This window comes from Undibacterium sp. 14-3-2, from assembly GCF_016595265.1.
GTDB lineage: Bacteria > Pseudomonadota > Gammaproteobacteria > Burkholderiales > Burkholderiaceae_D > Undibacterium > Undibacterium aquatile.
This window is the reverse complement of sequence record NZ_JAENGS010000001.1, coordinates 254,204-272,174: the sequence shown is the minus strand read 5'-3', so window position 1 is coordinate 272,174 and position 17,971 is coordinate 254,204. Positions and strand designations below refer to the sequence as shown.

Annotated in this window: 15 protein-coding genes; 7 read left to right on the top strand and 8 right to left on the bottom strand. The window is 50.6% G+C overall.

The window, feature by feature from the left end; translation table 11 throughout:
* Positions 1 to 125: 125 nt before the first annotated feature.
* From Undi14_RS01175 to Undi14_RS01155, 5 genes are all read right to left on the bottom strand, one after another.
* On the bottom strand, positions 126 to 539 hold the full coding sequence (locus tag Undi14_RS01175) for a hypothetical protein (RefSeq protein ID WP_234030355.1): 414 nt from the start codon (positions 537 to 539) through the stop codon (positions 126 to 128).
* A 10-nt stretch (positions 540 to 549) separates the two neighbouring features.
* Complete coding sequence (locus Undi14_RS01170) at positions 550 to 1,740, bottom strand: hypothetical protein (RefSeq protein WP_186883979.1); 1,191 nt, start codon at positions 1,738 to 1,740, stop codon at positions 550 to 552.
* 309 nt (positions 1,741 to 2,049) lie between these two features.
* Positions 2,050 to 4,305, bottom strand: coding sequence for a TonB-dependent receptor (locus tag Undi14_RS01165; RefSeq protein WP_200177607.1), 2,256 nt, complete (start codon positions 4,303 to 4,305; stop codon positions 2,050 to 2,052).
* Positions 4,306 to 4,489: 184 nt separating this feature from the next.
* The gene (locus Undi14_RS01160) at positions 4,490 to 5,923 is read right to left on the bottom strand and encodes a metallophosphoesterase (protein ID WP_200177606.1); all 1,434 of its coding nucleotides are present in this window, start codon (positions 5,921 to 5,923) and stop codon (positions 4,490 to 4,492) included.
* Positions 5,924 to 6,011: 88 nt separating this feature from the next.
* Complete coding sequence (locus Undi14_RS01155; RefSeq protein WP_200177605.1) at positions 6,012 to 7,190, bottom strand: serine hydrolase; 1,179 nt, start codon at positions 7,188 to 7,190, stop codon at positions 6,012 to 6,014.
* Positions 7,191 to 7,297: 107 nt separating this feature from the next.
* Here Undi14_RS01155 and Undi14_RS01150 point away from each other — a divergent pair, with 107 nt between their 5' ends.
* The 5 genes from Undi14_RS01150 to Undi14_RS01130 all read left to right on the top strand — a co-directional run bounded on the left by Undi14_RS01150 (position 7,298) and on the right by Undi14_RS01130 (position 13,649).
* Entirely contained in the window at positions 7,298 to 8,566 is a 1,269-nt protein-coding gene (locus tag Undi14_RS01150) for a glycerate kinase (RefSeq protein WP_200177604.1), read from the top strand.
* A 342-nt stretch (positions 8,567 to 8,908) separates the two neighbouring features.
* Positions 8,909 to 10,456: an ABC transporter ATP-binding protein gene (locus tag Undi14_RS01145; RefSeq protein ID WP_370589885.1), complete on the top strand. Its 1,548-nt coding sequence runs from the start codon at positions 8,909 to 8,911 to the stop codon at positions 10,454 to 10,456.
* Positions 10,449 to 11,525: an ABC transporter permease gene (locus Undi14_RS01140; RefSeq protein WP_186896078.1), complete on the top strand. Its 1,077-nt coding sequence runs from the start codon at positions 10,449 to 10,451 to the stop codon at positions 11,523 to 11,525. The genes Undi14_RS01145 and Undi14_RS01140 overlap by 8 nt, the downstream gene beginning before the upstream one ends.
* A 2-nt stretch (positions 11,526 to 11,527) precedes the next feature.
* Positions 11,528 to 12,439 carry an ABC transporter permease gene (locus tag Undi14_RS01135; protein ID WP_200177603.1) on the top strand — a complete coding sequence of 304 codons (912 nt, stop codon included), beginning with the start codon at positions 11,528 to 11,530 and terminating at the stop codon, positions 12,437 to 12,439.
* Between the two features lie 70 nt (positions 12,440 to 12,509).
* The gene (locus Undi14_RS01130; RefSeq protein WP_200177602.1) at positions 12,510 to 13,649 is read left to right on the top strand and encodes a BMP family ABC transporter substrate-binding protein; all 1,140 of its coding nucleotides are present in this window, start codon (positions 12,510 to 12,512) and stop codon (positions 13,647 to 13,649) included.
* A 78-nt stretch (positions 13,650 to 13,727) separates the two neighbouring features.
* Here the strand turns inward: Undi14_RS01130 and Undi14_RS01125 are convergent, their stop codons facing one another.
* Positions 13,728 to 14,654 carry a LysR family transcriptional regulator gene (locus Undi14_RS01125; protein WP_200177601.1) on the bottom strand — a complete coding sequence of 309 codons (927 nt, stop codon included), beginning with the start codon at positions 14,652 to 14,654 and terminating at the stop codon, positions 13,728 to 13,730.
* Positions 14,651 to 15,430, bottom strand: a complete 780-nt coding sequence (locus Undi14_RS01120; RefSeq protein ID WP_200177600.1) for a class II glutamine amidotransferase — start codon at positions 15,428 to 15,430, stop codon at positions 14,651 to 14,653. Before Undi14_RS01120 ends, Undi14_RS01125 begins: the two co-directional genes overlap by 4 nt.
* 280 nt (positions 15,431 to 15,710) lie before the next feature.
* Here Undi14_RS01120 and Undi14_RS01115 point away from each other — a divergent pair, with 280 nt between their 5' ends.
* On the top strand, positions 15,711 to 16,034 hold the full coding sequence (locus tag Undi14_RS01115) for a hypothetical protein (protein ID WP_200177599.1): 324 nt from the start codon (positions 15,711 to 15,713) through the stop codon (positions 16,032 to 16,034).
* A gap of 52 nt (positions 16,035 to 16,086) precedes the next feature.
* Here Undi14_RS01115 and Undi14_RS01110 read toward each other — a convergent pair whose 3' ends face one another.
* Positions 16,087 to 16,977, bottom strand: a complete 891-nt coding sequence (locus Undi14_RS01110) for a LysR family transcriptional regulator (protein WP_200177598.1) — start codon at positions 16,975 to 16,977, stop codon at positions 16,087 to 16,089.
* A gap of 121 nt (positions 16,978 to 17,098) precedes the next feature.
* Here Undi14_RS01110 and Undi14_RS01105 point away from each other — a divergent pair, with 121 nt between their 5' ends.
* The gene (locus Undi14_RS01105) at positions 17,099 to 17,965 is read left to right on the top strand and encodes an MBL fold metallo-hydrolase (protein WP_200177597.1); all 867 of its coding nucleotides are present in this window, start codon (positions 17,099 to 17,101) and stop codon (positions 17,963 to 17,965) included.
* Positions 17,966 to 17,971 lie beyond the last annotated feature (6 nt).

The window sequence follows — 17,971 nt, the reverse complement described above, 5'->3', positions numbered from 1 at the left end:
ATAAAAAGAACGCGATACGCTCCAGCGCTTTTTCAACACACAGAAAAGAGACTAACTGTTAGTGACTAAAAAAGCAAAAGGGGAAAAGCAACTATGCTTTTCCCCTTTTTCAGTTTAGACGACGATTATTGCAAGGTAGTAATAACCTTGACAGTAGAATCGACCGCTGATTTTTCGATATAGCCAATTCCGGTAGGATTAGCCGCAATCGCTTTTTTCACTTCTGCAGCAGACTGGTACTCTTTTGGTGCAGCGGCCTTACCCGTAAACACCAGCTTGGACCAAATCGATTTCACTTCAGATAAATCTTTACCGGCTACTTTTTTATAGAAGTCAGCGCGTACCGGTGAATTTTCTGGCAGATCAACCGGTGTAAACATCAATGATTTTCCCAAAAAGAACTGTGATGCCTGTGCTGCCGTCATCGCTGTCGCCGGGTTCGCCGGATTCACGATCACGACGATATCGGAGGCACTCACACTCGCTGCAACAGAGGAAAACGCTGCGACGAGCATGACTTTTTTCAAAAATGTTGTCATCGCCATCTCCTCAGAATACAAAATCAACTGCAGCAGCAAACACGTTTACCGGGCCTTTAAAGCCTGGTTTGGCGTTGATAAATACGCCATTGCCGTTATCTGGAGACATGCGATCAAATTGCACTTTTAATGCAGCCGATTTATGGAAATCCCAGCGCACGCCTATGCTATTGCTGGTCTGAATCGGAGAAGCTGAAGCCAGTGCATTGGCACCTGCTGTGTAAGCCAGCAAAGGACCGGATGTCGGTGTTCCGGCAACCGTTCTGGCGCTATCCTGTTTTGCAGAAGCATGCACAAAATACGGCAGGAAACTGCCTGTACGGTAACCAAACATGGTGTACCACGAAGTCGTGTCAGCAACAGCCAGACTACCGGATTTACGCTTACCGTATTCAGCCTGCACAACGACGTTTTTCCAATCTACGCCTAAGCCCAGAGAAGTAAACGAAGCTTTAGTGTCCTGTACCGCAATCGCATTCGCTGCACTGGTGTAGCCATATTTATTCAGGCCGCTGACCAGTGTGTTCAGATTGACAGAATTATCAACAGACACGTTTGTATCAACACGACCAAAACGCACCGTGAACGGGCCGTTTTCCAATGTCACGTTGAAGCTGGAGAGTTTTTTAAATTTCGCTTTGTAGCCAGGGCTTTCATTCTCTGTCACACCGTAGGCCAGTTGCGAAGAAATGTTAGTTTCACCAACAGCGGTCTGATAAGTCGCATCGACACCATCAATGCTTTCCAGCAAAACCTGGGTGTACATCTCAACTGGTGGACGCAGCATGGTGTTGGCATAGCCAACATTGCGATAATCAGAAATCATGTACACAGGCAAGCCCATGCGGCCAACGCGCACGCTCAACTGATCATTCACTTTGGCTTTGGCAAATGCCCATGCCAGCTCTGCGCCAAAATTATCGGTGACGTTTTTACGTACCAGCCCCTGGCCAGTAAAAGACAACCAGTCAGTCGCTTTTGCAGTTACCTGAATCCCGAAATTGGAATCCACGCCTGTTTTTGCGCCTGTTGTCACACCGGCTAATTGATTCGGGCGCGCAAATTCTGCATCCGACGTATTAGTGCGTGTCAGAGCCGCAGTACCAAAGCCGCTGATCGTTACATTAGAACTGTCGTCAGCCCATGCAGCGGATGCTGCGACTGACATTGCCACTAAGGCAGTTAAAGTTTTTAATTTCATGTTTCCTCCTCGTAATAAAATAATTCTAGCCTTCAGAATTATTTCCACAAAGAAGCAAAAATGATGGAAATTAGCTAATAATCGCACCAATTTAGCGCCACGATTTATCACAAACATCGAAAATATAGATTTTTTCCCTATGGTGAAGAACGGTTCAGATGGCTTAAACAGAGATGCCGGAAAAACAAAAAAGCCGATTAGAGCGATATTTCCATTTCACGATTTCTTACAAATCCGTTGCTTAATCTCTACACAGAAAACGAGAAATAAGCCACGGATTTGAAAGTAAAAACGCTGAGCGAATGTTGATCAGAAATCAGCGCTGACAGACAAGCTCCAGCTGCGTGCAGGCTGGAAAGTATATTGATCGAAAGCGACGCCTTTGCTATTGGCTGAGACAGCAGTCACATCCTGTTGATCAAACAGATTATTGATTCCTAACTGCGCCTTGACGTTTTTGACCAATGAGCCAACGGCTTTCCAGCGATAACCTATCGTCAGATCTGTCGTCAGGTAAGACGGTATTTTGTAAGCAGCTGGCTCGCCGTCTTTTGCATATTGCGTACCGACATTTTTTGCGATCAGCGAACCGTACAAACCGTTCGCTTTGTACAAAAGACCAAACGCACTGGTTGTCTCCGGTGCTTTTGCCACTTGCAGACCCGTGTCTTTGGCTTTTGCACTGTTGAGAGAAGCATTGGCATGTACAGAGAAGCCATTACCGACGTAATACGTGGCTGCTGCCTCGATACCTTTGTAAACGACACCGCCCTGGTTGTAATACACAAGATCGTTGCCGCTGCCGGTAGACGCAATCTTATTATCAAAGTCGATGTAGTAAATGTCGGCATCCAGCGTCAGGTTACGCGACTGATGCACAGTACCCAGCTGATAATTCGTTGATGTCTGCGCTTTCGGCGTACTCAGATTCGGGTTATTCACATAAAACATGGACAGATCAGGCACCAGAAAACCTTTGGCAATCTGCGCATACGCAGACCATTCTTTATTCACACTGTAATTCGCAGTCAGGAATGGCAACGTCGATGTGTAGGTCTGTTCAGCATTCGTCGCGATACGTGTGCCCTGATTCACAGAGGCATCAATTTCGCGTTTGAAATGCATGTATTTCACACCCGGTGTGATCGTTAAATCTGGGGCTGCATTCCATTCAAATTCAACAAAGGGCTGATACTGCTTCCACGAAGAACGCTGTTCGTAAGACACGCTTTTCGGTGCGCTTGATTCTTTAGGATTCGGCAAGCCCAGAGTCCAGTCCAGATCATAGGTATGGCGATTGGTATTTGAACTTTCCAGCCAAACACCGGCGCGCAATAAACCAGCATCAAATTGATTGGTGGCTTTGAAAATATCGCCGTTGACACGATACGCATTGAGCTTGTTGTAACCCGGAACATTCTTATTACCGGCAGCACCGACTTTGGTGCCATTCACTGTTGCGCCACTGGCATCCTGACCGGAATAAGTATCGTTGTTATACGAATAGGTATAGAGCGTATTGTCGATATTCCAGCCAGCAAACTTCGATTGCAAACGGATGTAGTCAAAATCCGTCGTTTTGTAGTTGAAGTTATAGCCGTAATAATTCTGGCTCGTCGGATCGTTGTTCAGGGCATAGTTTTTACCGAACTGGGCCACCTGATTCAAAGTCACACCGCCTTTATCCGGGACATAGCTGTTGATCTTGTTATAGGTGGAAAACACCGTCAGCACGGTATCCTGAGCAAGATTGCGCTGGAATTTGAACTGATAATTGTCTTCGGTGACGCTGCTGTAAGTCAGGTAACCGTCGGATGTCAGACGCGAAGCATTAAACATCATCTGCGCATTGCCAAAACCCGACAACATACCGCTATCGACCTGCGCACCATACATGCGGGTATTCCAAGAGCCAAATGTCGAATACGGTGTGAAATTAAAATCCGCCGACAATTCTTTAGAGAACAAATTGATAGAACCGCCGAAAGTGGCTTGTCCCAGATTGCTGGCATTGCCCGGGCCGCGCTCGATCACCATGCCGCCGATGATGCGTGCCGGGAAATAAGACGTGGAATGATGCGTAGGATTATTCGTATCACCAAAAGGGATACCGTCATACGTCATGTTGTATTCGCCGTCCTGAAAACCACGCAACGTAACTTTGGATTCGGCAAGACCAGGACCATTGGCAGACACGCCGGAACCCACACTCGGCGCAATCCGCGCGACGGCATTGAAATCAGCCAGATCGGTCACCGATTGCTCAATAAAAGTCGCAGTAATAATCGATTGTGGCTGTGTCGCTTTCAGTGAGCTTTGTACCGGAGCACGATTGCCGACACTCGAACCACTGATCACAACCCTTGATTTGATCGCTTCCGCGTCCAGCGCTGAATCAGATTCAACAGTACTTTCAGCCTTAACCACTGACTGCGCCTGAGCGTGGTGCGCAACCATCATCGTGATGGCGAACACGACCTGGGCTGACATCCGTTTGCGTGTCAATTGTGGTCGGGATTGCTGCTGGGATTGCTGCTTAATTTGTTGCGATTTCCGGGACATCATCTTGCCTTCCATTGAACTTGGTGGGTAGAAAACTCACAAGTCTAGGCAGGCGGTATGACGTCAGGATGAATTTAGCTGACAGTCAGATGACATGACAACAGAATGACGGTATCCGGCTTTATATTCCGTTTCATATCCCGTTTTATATTGATACCGTCTTTTCTCGTTGCGCTGAACGGTGGTGTTATTGGAAAGATTGGCACTGGGTTTTCTTGCCCTGAGTACGGCATTCGGTAATCAGCTTACCGTTCTTATTCCATGCCTGCATTTTCCAGGATTGCGATTCACGTTCCATCACCATGAAACCAACGTCATTGGAATTACTGAAATGTGCAATTTCAGTTGCGCCATAAGGTGTGGTTCCCGCTGGTAAAACAGCTGGCAGCGGCGAATCGAGCGAAGAGCCGCCATTGCCTGAAACAAACTGCACCGGATGATCCGTGTTAAATGTCAGCGCCTCGAACAAATGGACATGCCCTGCCAGAGTTGCCTGTACTTTGGAAGGAAACAGACGCGTCGAATTAACCTCATTCATCACTCCCTGCAAGGCGGCGTTGCCGGGCCAGATCGTTAATCCACCCTCTTTATTCCTTCCCGCACCCAGACCAAGAATAGGATGGTGATTGATGAAAATATTAAAGTCGGCTGCGTCAGACAACTGATTCACCGTCTTGAATTGCTCCATGTAAACCTGATACGGCACATCATTTTTGCCTAGCGCTTTGTTCGGTACTTTAGACGAATCAAACACGATCAGTTGCGCAGCTTCTTGCCCGACGCGCCCTAACGGTACCGCGTAAGGCGGACTGTAATCACCACTGGCGTCGTCGCGTTCAGCATTACAATCACGTCCGCTTTGCAAAGGACGGGGGTCAAGGAAGCGCCACCAGCCTTGCCCGGCGCGGATGCAGGTTTCATGGTTGCCACGCACCATCACCCAAGGTGCAGCTTTCAATAAAGCCTGTGCCGGATCGAAAAAATCTGCTTTCCAGGTATCCCAGCCATAACCCCAGGGGCTGCCAGCACAATCTTTATTCCCTTCCGGGCAGGCATTCTCGCGGTAATGATAATCACCGACATGAATCACCAGATCCGGCTTTGTTTTGGCGGCAGCTTCCACCATTGATCTGAAAGCCCATTTCTCGCTATCGCTACATGACTGAAAATAGTTATCCGCCAGTTTCAGACGGCAACCGGTATCGCCAATCACGACAATTTTTTTTGCGACAGGCTGCGGCAACGGCAACTCGCGCCCACCAACACGGGCAGACGTGGTTGTTGGCGATAATGTCGCCTCGCAAGTCAGCACCGGAAATGCGGACGGTTTAGAATCGTTCGCACTACTTGCGGTCTTGCGTTGCGGGATAGTCGCGGCGTCGGCACGCGCGTTCATCATTTGCGCTTTACCATCTTGCGTCAACACCGGACAAACAGTATCCGTGGTCACCACACGTACCACTGCTTGCCCCTGTTCACCAAGCACAGTCCATGCTTGTTGCAGGCCATCTTGTTGCGCAGACAGTTGGGGAGCCGTACTACAGGCGGATAAAGTCAGAACAGTTGCGACCGGCAATACCAACACAGACGACAATACAGAACGAATGGAACAGGTAGTCATTTTTCCTCACACTATTTTTAATCTGGGGCCATGCTAATCATTGGATGTGTCGGCAATATGAATTGCTTTTTCTGTGCGCAACAACTATTTATTTCACGCCCACTGCCGCATACGCGAGACGCTTGAAATCAAATGAAAACGGATGCCAGAAACTCATTAATCTTTGCGTCATCAGTATTCCCGCAATATTGCGGCGGGGGTTGATCCACCAGTGCGTACCGGCGATACCGCCCCATTCAAATTCACTTTCCGAACCGACCGGGTCGATGGACGAGGCGCGCAACGTCACCGCACCACCAAATCCGAAACCCTTGCCCGGCACATCACCGACACCCGGGAAACCTATGCCCGCGCCCGCTGGCAACTGATTCTGCATCATCAGATGCATGGTTTCCGGTTTCAGTAAATGATCACCGTCCGGCATAAAGCTGCGCATCAGCACCAGCATATCGTGCATGCTCGATACCAGCCCACCGCCGCCGGACAAACGCGGCACCGGCTTAGTAAACGCACCGGGATACGGTGATTTATCCAGTCTGCGCAAACCGCGCTGCAATACATTCGCCGGATCAGCACCGCCGTAATAAGCGGTCAGTCTGTGCAGTTTATTTTCTGGAACATAAAAACCTGTGTCATCCATGCCCAGCGGATTGAGTATCCGCAAACGCAGGAACTGATCGAAATCCCTGCCACTGACCACCTCGACCACGCGCGATAACACATCGGTGGCGATCGAATACTGCCAGGCTTCACCGGGGTGAAAACTCAACGGTAGTTCCTCCAGAATATCGATCATTTCCGCCAGCGTCTGAAAAGCATTCAGCACTTTGCGTTCGTTATAGGCTTTGTACATCAGGCTGCCATGATCGAGCAATCCGTAACTCAAACCAGACGTGTGATTCAGCAAATGACGGATAGTGATCGATGAACGTGCTGGTTCGGTATCGTCAAGACTGTTCGCGCCAGCCTTCAACACGCGACGCTTGCCTAACTGCGGCAAATAATTTTCCAGCGGATCATCGAGTGCGATTTTTCCATCCTCGATTAACAGCATGATCGCCATCGAGGTGATCAGCTTGGTATTCGAAAAAACCCGGAACAAATGATCACCACGCAAGGGAGTCTGGTTCTCAATGTCGGCCCAACCGGCGTGGTGTTCATGTACCAGATCATGTCCGACCAGCACCGCCGTTGATACCCCCGCCAGTATCTGACGGTCCACATATTGCTGCATTGTTGAATTTACTTCACCGAAATCGTAGGTCATATCGTTTATGATGGTTTTTCTGTTTGCTGAATTCTGTTAAGTGGCACTTGCGAGTTGCAATCCGAAGTGCTGTTGTCCGTCGAACCGCCATCTTACTACTCAACACTATGCCGATCTCATCCCCACGCGAATTTCTGAACTCTCTGTATCAGGCAGCGGTCGATGCCGTCAGTGCAGAAAAATGTCTGCCTGCCTTTCTGCCCGAGCCGCCACGTCATGGTCGCACCATCGTTATCGGCGCAGGCAAAGGCGCTGCGGCCATGGCTCACACCGTTGAGCAACACTGGAAAAGCGAATTATCGGGGCTGGTCGTCACGCGTTATGGTCATGGCGTCCCCTGCCAGAAAATTGAGGTCATCGAAGCCGCACATCCCGTCCCCGATAGCGCCGGGCAGCAAGCAGCAGCGCGGATTTTACACATGGTGCAGGGTTTAACAAAAGACGATCTGGTGCTGTGCCTGATTTCCGGCGGTGGCTCTGCTTTACTGGCTCTGCCCGCAGAAGGCATCACGCTGGAACAAAAACAAGCCATCAACAAAGCGCTGTTGAAAAGTGGCGCGGCCATCAGCGAAATGAATTGCGTGCGCAAACATCTGTCCGCAATTAAAGGTGGCAGATTAGGATTAGCCTGCGCACCGGCAAGAGTCATCACCTTGATGATTTCGGATGTGCCGGGCGATGACCCCGCCATCATTGCCAGCGGCCCGACGCTGCCGGACGACACCACCTGTGCCGATGCGCTCGCTATTTTGCGCAAATACGCGATTGCGATTCCTGACAATATCGAAACCCATCTGCAGTCCGGGCAGGGAGAAACACCAAAATCCAGCGACCCACGTTTTGCCCGCCACGAACACCACATCATCGCAACCGCACAGCATGCGCTGGATGCTGCGGCGTATCACGCCAGAACCATGGGCATCGCAGCGCATATCTTATCGGACGGCATCGAAGGCGAAGCGCGTGATATCGGCCAGATGCATGCCGCGCTGGCGCTGCAAGTCGCCCGTAAAAGCCAGCCGTTTCCACGGCCTTGCGTCATTTTATCCGGCGGCGAAACCACGGTAACCGTACGCGGTAATGGCCGCGGTGGTCGTAATGCAGAATTTTTACTCAGTCTTGCCATTACGCTCAACGGCCACCCAAACATTTATGCACTGGCCTGCGATACGGACGGCATCGATGGCTCGGAAGACAATGCCGGTGCCTGCTATGAGCCCGCATCTGCGCAGCGGGCAATGACACTCAATTTATCGCCGAAAAAAATGTTAGAGAACAATGATGGCTACGGCTATTTTTCCGCTCTGGGCGATTTGATCGTCAGCGGGCCAACACGCACGAATGTCAATGATTTCAGAGTAATTTTGGTTTTGTGAATGCGGCAGTCGCATTTATAATGTCGGCCGAATACTCAACATGCGGTTTTCATGATAATTCCTGCACAACAAGCCTCTTAATCTGAGGGCATTGTTCTTGCTTAAAGCTAGTGTTAATTAAGCATTCCTGATGTAGTTAATGATGCAGTAACAATGAGATAACGAGCAACAGATGGCGGGCAGGATATTGGTTAAATACGTGGATAAATAAGGGCGTCCACTCCATGCCAACCCGACGTCTGCTTGTCCCGTCATTCGTCATTGATCAGGATTTATAAAAACCACACCCATGTTCACCAGCACTCCAGCCGTTTTTTCCATAGAAAGGTCATTGTGACTTCTATCGCAGCACCGCTATCGTCGAGGTTAGCACTGTCTGATATCTGTAAAAGCTATCCCTCTGTCGTCGCCAACGATCATATCAATCTCAGCGTTGCTCCCGGCGAAATCCATGCGGTACTGGGCGAGAACGGTGCGGGTAAATCAACGCTGATGAAAATCATTTTCGGCGCGGTCAAGCCCGACTCTGGCAAAGTGCTGTGGAATGGTCAGGAAGTGAAAGTAGCAACGCCACAAGATGCGCGCAAACTCGGCATCTCCATGGTGTTTCAGCATTTCTCTCTGTTTGATACGTTAACCGTGACAGAGAATATCGCCCTCGGCCTGGATGCCGGGACAGATATGACGAAGCTGGCAGAACAAATCCGCCAGACTGGTGAAAACTATGGCCTAGAGCTGGAACCACACCGGCATGTTCACACCTTATCGGTCGGTGAACGTCAGCGCGTGGAAATTGTGCGTGCCCTGCTGACGCATCCGCAATTATTAATTCTGGATGAACCAACCTCAGTCCTGACGCCGCAAGCAGTACAAAAATTATTTATCACCCTGCGCAAAATTGCAGCAGAAGGCTGCAGCATTTTATATATCAGCCATAAGCTCGATGAAATCCGTGAACTGTGCCATTCGGCGACCGTGATGCGCATGGGCAAAGTGACAGGCCATTGCGATCCGCGCGAGGAAACAGCAGCCAGCCTGTCGCGCATGATGATCGGCGACGCCGTTCAGCATCACCCGCATGATGCAAGCATACAAAAAGGACCATTGCGACTGCAGATAGAGCGACTCAGCCTGCCGAAAGCGCATGCATTTGCGACGGCATTAGAGCAGATTGACCTGAGCTTGTTTGGCGGTGAAATCGTTGGTATCGCGGGGGTTTCCGGTAATGGTCAGCAGGAGTTACTGGCGGCCTTGTCCGGTGAAGACCGCCGTCCGGCGGCGCAGATGATACAACTCAAAGGCAAAGCTGTCGGCCGTTACGGCCCGGAAGCACGGCGCGAACTGGGACAAAGTCTGGTGCCAGAAGAACGCCTGGGGCGTGGCGCAGTACCCGAACTCAGCCTGACGGATAACATGCTGTTGTCGCAGCAAAAAGCGCCTTTTGTACGCCACGGTATGATCAATTTTAAACACACGATACAAGCTGCCAGCGACATCATCGGCCGTTTTCGCGTGAAAGCCTCAGGGCCCGCGGCAGCCGCACGCAGTTTATCCGGTGGGAATTTGCAGAAATTTATTGTCGGTCGCGAAATTATGCGGCATCCCGATGTGTTCATCGTCGCACAACCGACGTGGGGCGTGGATGTCGGCGCTGCCGCCCAGATTCACGGTGAAATACGTCAGTTGAAACAGGCAGGCTGCGCGGTGCTGGTGATTTCCGAAGAATTAGATGAATTATTTGAGTTGTGCGATCGCATGTATGTTATTGCCAAAGGGCGTTTGTCACCCTCGGTGGCAACGACAGACGCCAGCAGAGAACAGATAGGATTATGGATGAGCGGTTTATGGGAAGATCAGGCGACAGCTAAGCAAGAGGCCGAGCATGTTTAAACTGGAATTACGTCCTGCCTCTTCACGGGTGATGGCTTATTTCTCACCGGTATTCGCCCTGTTGCTGACGGTCTTTTTTGGTGGCCTGCTGTTTCTCGCGCTCGGTAAAAATCCGCTGACCGCCTTGCAGGTATTTTTGCTGGAACCTTTACGTAACGCATCGACCATCGCTGATTTATTACTAAAAACCACGCCACTGGTGCTGTGCGCGCTGGGCCTGTCGGTCTGTTACCGCGCGAATATCTGGAATATCGGTGCCGAAGGTCAGTTGATTGCTGGCGGCCTTGCCGCTGGTGCCACGATTTTGTTTTTTGATCAGGGCACACCTGGCATTTCGAATATTTCCGGCGGTCTGGTGTTGTTACTGGCAACGCTGGCGGGTATTGCCGGTGGTGCCGCATGGGCATCTGTCACCGCCTTATTGCGCGACCGTTTTAATGCGAATGAAATTCTGGTGTCGCTGATGCTGACCTATATCGCGCAGTTATTGCTGATGTATGCAGTCAACGGCCCGTTGAAAGATCCGAACGGAATGAACTTTCCGCAATCAAAAGTTTTTTCCAGCGAATTTCTGTTGCCACATATCTTCCATGGCAGTCGTTTACATATAGGCTTTCTGGTGATGCTGGTTGCCAGCGGCGGCATGGCGATTTTTATCTATCGCAGTTTTGCGGGTTTTCGCTTAACCGTCGGTGGGCTCGCACCGCTGGCCGCCCGTTATGCCGGTTTTTCCAGTCGCAAGGCTTTATGGACTTCGCTGTTGATTTCCGGCGGATTCGCGGGCATGGCTGGTGCATTTGAAGTCGCCGGCCCTATCGGTCAGGTGCTGCCGTCGATTTCGCCCGGATATGGCTTTGCCGCCATTATCGTTGCCTTCATCGGTCGCTTAAATCCTATCGGCACCATTTTTGGCGGACTGGTGCTGTCTCTGTTTTACCTCGGTGGTGAAATGGCGCAGTCGCGTCTCGGTCTGCCCTCAGCGATTACCGGCCTGTTTCAGGGCATGCTGTTATTCATGTTGCTGGCCTGTGACACCTTAATCAATTACCGCCTGCGCTGGAAGAAATAAGCATGGAAAATTTTGCTGCTCTGATTGCTGCGTCAATCAATTCTGGTACACCACTGCTGATCGCTGCCTTGGGTTTGCTGATCAATGAACGCGCAGGTGTGCTCAATCTTGGTGCCGAAGGCATGATGCTGGTCGCTGCGATTGTCGGCTTTGCGGTTGCTCATCAGACCAATGTCCCGGCACTTGGTTTTGTCGCAGGTGCGCTTGCAGGAATGCTGATGTCCAGCCTGTTTGCATGGCTGACACTGGTACTGACCACCAACCAGGTAGCGACGGGTCTGGCATTATCGATTTTTGGTGCCGGACTATCGGCGTTTATCGGGCAATCTTTCGTCGGGCAATCCTTACCAGCGGGCGCGCATGATATTCCATTTTTATCGGAATTGCCGTTTCTCGGTAAGGCGTTATTTGACCAGCACTGGGCCGTGTATTTCAGCCTGTTGTTATGTGTCGGCATCATCTGGTTCTTATATCGCACCCGCGCCGGGCTGGTGTTGCGCGCCGTTGGTGAATCACCGGAATCTGCGCATGCTCTCGGATATCCAGTCAGAAAAATCCGCTACGGTGCGCTGTTATTCAGCGGTGCCTGCTGCGGTATTGCAGGCGCCTATCTGTCGGTAGTCTACACACCAATGTGGGTGGAAGGTCTGGTCGCAGGACGCGGCTGGATTGCCCTTGCACTGACCACGTTCGCCACCTGGCGTCCGGCACGCGTCTTGCTGGGTTCCTTACTGTTTGGCAGCGTGACTATCCTGCAGTTTCATTTTCAGGCGATCGGTATTGCGGTTCCTTCACAAATTTTATCGACACTACCTTATGCAGCAACGATACTTGTGTTGGTACTGATTTCACGTAATCCGGATTGGATACGCCTGAATATGCCAGCATCACTGGGAAAACCTTTCCGCCCCTGAACCGGACAGATGGTTCACGCTGTACCGTTTTCTGAAAACCTTATTTTTTGTTCACCGAAGGAAGCTCATTATGAAAATTTCCCGTAGAAAAACACTGGTGGCAGCAATGTCACTGGCGGTCTTTGGCCTTGCCGCTTGCGGCAAAAAAGAAGAAGCAAAACCTGAAGCGGCACCAGCTAGTACGGTTGCCGCAACGTCAGCAGCTGAACCTTTAAAAGTCGGCTTCATCTATGTTGGCCCAGTCGGCGACGCAGGCTGGACTTATGCCCACGATGCGGCACGCAAACAGGTCGAAGCTAAATTCGGCGACAAAGTAAAAACCACGTTTGTCGAAAATGTACCGGAGAGCGCTGCTGACGCTGAACGCGTAATTCGCGATCTGGCAACACAAGGTAACAAGGTGATTTTCGGCACCACCTTCGGTTACATGGAAGCGATGCTGAAAGTCGCGAAAGATTTTCCTGATGTGAAATTTGAACACGCAACAGGCTACAAAACGGCAGACAATCTTGCGCAATACGATGTCCGTACTTATGAAGGCGCTTATCTGGCGGGTATCGCTGCCGGTAAATTGAGCAAATCCGGCAAACTGGGCGTGGTCGCTTCCGTACCAATTCCAGAAGTGCTGCGTAACATCAACGCATTTACTCTTGGTGCACGTGCCGTGAATCCTAAAGCAACGACCAAGGTTGTATGGGTTAACAAATGGTTTGATCCGGGCAAAGAACGCGAAGCAGCAACGACACTGGTTGGTCAGGGTGTTGATGTACTGATGCAAAACACTGATTCTGCTGCAGTTGTACAGACAGCAGAAGAAAAAGGTGTGGTGGCTTTCGGCTGGGATAGCGACATGACCAAATTCGGTCCGAAAGCGCATGCTGCAGCGTCGGTGATCGACTGGAGCGGCTACTACATCAAGCGCGTTGGCGAAGCGATGGAAGGCAAATGGAAATCAGAAACCACCTGGTGGGGTCTGAAAGAAAACATGATAGACCTGAAAGCATTCAATGCGAATTTATCCGATGATGTGAAAAAACTCATCGCTGAAAAACGTCAGGGTGTGATTGATGGCACAGCGCCAATCTGGAAAGGTCCGATCAAAGACAACACAGGCAAAGAAGTGCTGGGTAAAGATGTCGTTGCTGACGACAAGTTCCTGCACGAAATCAAGTTCTATGTTGAAGGCGTGGATGGCAAAGTACCAGGCTGATCTGCTTCTGCTCACATAGTCAAATAAAAACGTCGCCCGGTGCTACACCCGGCGACGTTTTTTTATCTGCGCCCCGTCTCAGGCGTAGACTTCACCGGCGGCCTCGGCCACTATACGGCGCAGCCATTGCACTTCAGCTGCCGCATGTACCCGCTCGTGCCACAACATGAAGAACTGCATCTTTGGCATCGCAATCGGCATCGCTAATATTTCTATCGGCCAGTCTTTCGCACACTGAACAGCAAAGCTGCGGCTGGTGGTGAAAACCAAATCCGTTTTCGACAAGATGTACGGCACCATGCCGAAATACGGTATGGTCATCTGTATCTTACGTTTCAGTCCCTGCTCCGCCAGCGCCGTATCAATAATGCTGCGGTGCCCCATCATGTAAGGCGTCGGTGCCAGATGTGCCATTTCCAGATAATATTTCAGCGACAATCCTTTGCCGACAACGGGATGCTTGCGATTCACCATGCAAACGACGTCGTCTTCAAACAACTGCGCGATATGCAAATGCGGCGGTAAATCAGGCCAGTTACCGATCACGCAATCCAGCTCTCCACTTTCCAGCGCGGCGGCATAATCAAAACCGGCATTCAGTGCATGCACAACCAGAACTGCGTGAGGTGCAAGTTCTCTTACTTTTTCCATCACCAGAGGAATCAGTAACACACTGAGATAATCAGGCGCACCGAGATGAAATACCCGTTCGCTGGTCGCCGCGACAAATGCCGGTGGTGGGCTGGCAATGCTTTCCAGCAGACTCAGCCCCTGACGCGCCAATAGCAGTAACTCCTGCCCGCGTTCGGTCGGCGTCATGCCATTTTTACCGCGCACCAGAATTGCATCGCCGGTGATATCCCGTAAACGTTTCAGCATATTGCTGATGGCGGGCTGCGATTGCCCCAGTTTCATTGCGGTACGCGTGACGCTGCGTTCGCTCAGCAAGGTATGCAATACCCGCAGCAAATTCGCGTCGAGCTGATCAACCGGGCGCCCGCTCATGCCAGTAACTCCGTCAGCACCTTGCCGTCGACAAACACTTTCATTTCTCCAGGGGCAAACTGCGTCCAAATTTCGTCGCTGGTCAGCGGTTCGGTGACAATCACCGCCACTCTGTCATCCGGTGTGGTGACCTCAGCAAAATCAACCGTTACCTGCTCATCCGATAAATTCGCCGTCGTGAACGGATACTGCCGGATGATGTAATGTAGTTTGGTTGAACAATGAGTAAACAATGCCTCACCGTTTGAGAGCATCATATTGAATGTACCAAATGCGGCAATTTCGCTGGCAATCCCGCGCAGAAACGAAGTCAGCTCGGGCAATGCCGGTAAAGCCCCTCCAAACCGGCGGCGCATTTGCTGCAGGATGTAGCAAAATGCACGTTCACTATCAGTCGTCCCCACCGGTAAAAAACTGCCATCGAGTTCAGGTGCAAATTCTTTCAGGTCGCCATTATGGGCAAATACCCAATAACGTCCCCAGCATTCACGCACAAACGGATGGCAGTTTTCCAGCATGACTTCACCTTGTGTCGCCTTACGGATATGTGCAATCACATTTTTTGACTGGATCGGTAAACGTTTGATCAGATCAGCCACCGGTGAGCTGACGGCGGGCTGATGATCGACAAAATGACGTACACCATTGCCCTCAAAAAAAGCGATGCCCCAGCCATCTTTATGCTCGTCGGTACGTCCGCCGCGCGTCGCAAAACCCGTGAAACTGAACACGATGTCGGTCGGGGTATTGCAGTTCATTCCTAATAATTGACACATGATGCAAACAGAAAAATTCGGTATCCGCACACCTTAACATAGGCATACTTATTTATGCTCCCGGGCGATGTATATTCAGACTGCGATTGTCAGCTTGCTGCTAACAAGTGTTAGTAGATTTCAACAGCGCAGCAAGAAGCTGCAACAGTGATCCAACTGATCAGATAGTTTCCTCTATGATAAGGAAAAAGATTAAAATAAACATGTATTTACTTCTACATAAAGAACAACAAACTTACCGTTTCTATCCATCCTGAAATACAGACACCTGAAGCAAAGCATGATCAATACATTCGGTATCAGTGCGGTTTTGTCAGCCATTCCTGAGCTGAAATCGGTCGCCCCTGCGAACTATCCGCGCTTGCTGGCAGAAGCAGAAAAGACGTCCTTTTCTACACAATGGAGCCATTGGCGAGCCGTCTTTGTCGGCATCCTGGTCTGTATTTTTTATATTTTTCCGTCAACAACCTCGTCTGGCGGTTCGTTCATGTTGCAGACATTTGTCCAAGTAGGATTTGCATGGATCATATTGTTTTTGTGCGACTACTTTTATTTGCGCATACTCAGAAATGCGGTGCTGGTGGAATTAAACAAAGTGGTGTGATGCTGCCCGTCGTCATCGACAGCGAGCATATTCAGTCAACCGGTATTCATCACTACCACGTCCTATTGGCAAAGCGCTCTGCCAGAAAATCCAGTAAAGCCCTTACCGCTGGCGACAAATGTTTGCGTGACGGGTATAGCGCATAGATAGACATGTCGGGCAATTGCCATTCGGGCAGCACCACTTGCAGACTTCCGTCTTCCAGATGCGGTTTTGCCAGATAAACAGGTTGCAGCGCAATCCCCCCGCCTGCCTGCGCAGCGCACAACAATGCGCTTGCTTCATTGGCGCTGAAATAGCTGCTGATTCTGACGGATACCAGTTCCTCCCCGCGCCTGAGAGTCCACACACTTTTACCAAAATTGGCATAGCTGAGGCCACGGTGTGCCGCCAGTTCGGCTGGTGTCTGTGGCATACCATGAGCACGAAGATACGCGGGAGACGCAACCAGAACTGAAGAGCACGGTGCCAGTACCCGCCCTATCAGACTGGGATCAGGTTCAGCGCTGATGCGAATAGCCAGATCTATGCGGGCATCGACCAGATTCAGCGCGCCTTCACTGATGTTCAGATCAATTTTTAGCTGCGGATAGCGTTTCAAAAATTCCACAATCGCTGCCGCGATCTGCGCATAGGCAAATGACATGCTGCAAGTAATGCGCAACTGCCCCCTCAATTCGCCTTCGTGGCTGCCGGTTTCTTCTTCCATGTTTTCCATCAGCGCCATCATTTGCTCACTGCGCCGTAAACAGTTTTCACCGGCATCGGTCAGCGTCACGCGTCGCGTCGTCCGTTGCAGCAGACGTGCGCCCAGCCATTGTTCGAGCTCACTGACGTAGCGCGTGACCATCGCACGCGACATATCGAGCTTGTCAGCAGTTGCCGTAAAACTGCCACTCTTTGCCACCTCGGTAAACACTTGCATTGCAATCAGTCTATCCATCATTAGCTCATTTTATGAAACAGTTATGCGCACTTTAGCGTATTTATCTGTACAAATACTGAAACTATAGTAGCTACCTGTACTGCAAAACAGTTTTTTTAATCCTCAACAGGAGTTCACCATGATCCGCACATCCATCGTCGCCGCATCTCTCGCCATCGCTTTCACCTCTGCACACGCAGCACAACCGCTGCAAGTGAAGGTGTACAACGCGGACGGCAATAGTTTTAACGTTAATTCAACCCTGGTGTATGGCGAGAAAGATGCGATGGTCATTGACGCCGGCTTTACCCGCGCAGACGCACTGCGTATTGCCGCCAATGTACTCGATAGTGGAAAACAATTGACGACCATCTATGTCAGTCAGGCTGATCCCGATTACTACTTTGGTGTGGAAACGCTGAAAGAAATATTTCCTCAGGCTGACGTCGTAACGACTCCGGCTGTGCTGGAGAAGCTGATGCCGAAACTAGCAGGTAAAGTCGCATTCTGGGGACCTAAAATGGGCGCAAATGCACCGCGCAAACCAGTGGTACCGCGAGCATTGTCAGGTAATACGCTGACGCTGGAAGGGCAAACCATTGAGATCCGCGGCACACAAGGCGTACTGGCGCACCGCCCGTATACCTGGATTCCGTCCATTAAAGCCATTGTCGGTAACATCGGTGTTTTCGGTCAGATGCATGTCTGGACAGCAGACACACAAACCGCAGCAGAGCGTGCCGCCTGGGTCGCACAACTGGATGAAATGGCGGCGCTGAAACCTGAAATCGTCGTGCCCAGCCACATGCAATCAGGAACAAAAATCGATATCAGCGACATCACGTTCACTAAAGATTATCTGCAAACATTTGAGAAAAAACTCGCGACCAGCAGCAATAGTGCAGAGCTGATCAATGCAATGAAGCAGGCCTATCCGCAGATCAGCGCTGGTAGTATGTCGCTGGACATCGGCGCCAAGGTCAACAAAGGCGAAATGAAGTGGTAAGGAGAA